The sequence below is a fragment of the Caballeronia sp. RCC_10 genome, from assembly GCF_041360715.1.
In the GTDB taxonomy this organism is placed as follows: Bacteria; Pseudomonadota; Gammaproteobacteria; order Burkholderiales; family Burkholderiaceae; genus Caballeronia; species Caballeronia grimmiae.
The window spans coordinates 1-1162 of sequence record NZ_JBFUPT010000109.1; the positions used below are offsets into that span (position 1 = coordinate 1).

A 1162-nucleotide genomic window follows, 5' to 3' on the forward strand; every position below is an offset into this window, starting at 1 on the left:
TGATCTTACCCACGTTCGGTGGAGACCTTGAAAAGAGCATACTTGCTCTGTGAGGTGTGCCATGGAACATCGAGAACACAAGCGATATAGCCGCGAATTCAAGTTGGAGGCGGTACGTCTGGCGGCATTGGGTGAGAAGACCAAGGCACAGATCGCCCGAGAGTTGGGAATTCGCGTGAATCTGCTGCGCAACTGGCGACTTGAATTCGAAGAGGAAGAGCGCTGCGGCACGCCTAAACGTCAGCCTGCGCAAGAAGATGATCTGGCGAATTTACGACGTGAGAACGCCCGTTTGCGGGAGGAGAACGAGCTTTTAAAAAAAGCGGCCATCTACTTTGCGCGGGGCTCGATGTGAAGCATCGATTCATTGCCACGCACCTGCGTAGTTACCCGGTGAGCGCAATGTGCCGTGCGTTGAGCGTTTCGGCGAGTGGTTACTACGCGTCCCGAACCCGAGCACCAAGTGCACGTAGCGCCAGGCAAGTTCTGCTGACGTCGAAGATTCGGGCAATCTACATGGCGAGTCACCAAACCTATGGAGCGCCACGTGTTCACGCCGAACTTTGTGCCCAGGGCGTGGCATGCTGCCTCAACACAGTAGCCAAACTGATGCACCAAGCGCAGATCATGCCCAAAGCCATCCGGCGGTATCGCGTGACGACGGACTCACGGAACACCAGGCAAGCTTCACCGAATCTGGTGGATCGTGTCTTCTCAGCAGATCGGCCGGACGCCTGTTGGCTCAGCGACATCACGTATATCCCGACGCGAGAAGGCTGGCTTTATCTGGCCGCGATCCTGGATTTGCATTCCCGTGCCGTGGTGGGCTGGAGTATGAGTAAGACGCTCGATTGCCGGCTTGCGGTAGATGCGCTGAACATGGCAATCGACAAGCGCGGAGCCGTCCCGGCCATCCTGCATTCGGACCAAGGAACAACCTACTCAGCTGTCGACTACAGGGCATTGCTCAGCCGACATTCGATTCGCCAAAGCATGAGTCGTAAGGGCAACTGCTGGGACAATGCTCCGATGGAGAGCTTCTTCCATACCCTGAAAACGGAGCTGGTCATGCACTGCGACTACAGAACTCGTGAGCAGGCGCGTGCCAGTCTGTTCGAGTACATGGAGGTGTTCTATAACCGCCAGCGGCGTCATTCGACGA

Annotated in this window: 2 protein-coding genes; both read left to right on the top strand. The window is 56.5% G+C overall.

The window, feature by feature from the left end; all coding sequences use genetic code 11:
* Positions 1–61 precede the first annotated feature (61 nt).
* Positions 62–355 carry a transposase gene (locus AB6804_RS31855; protein WP_370889835.1) on the top strand — a complete coding sequence of 98 codons (294 nt, stop codon included), beginning with the start codon at positions 62–64 and terminating at the stop codon, positions 353–355.
* Positions 352–1162 (top strand): IS3 family transposase (locus tag AB6804_RS31860; protein ID WP_370889836.1); only part of this gene is annotated, 811 nt, incomplete at its 3' end. The genes AB6804_RS31855 and AB6804_RS31860, both read left to right, overlap by 4 nt.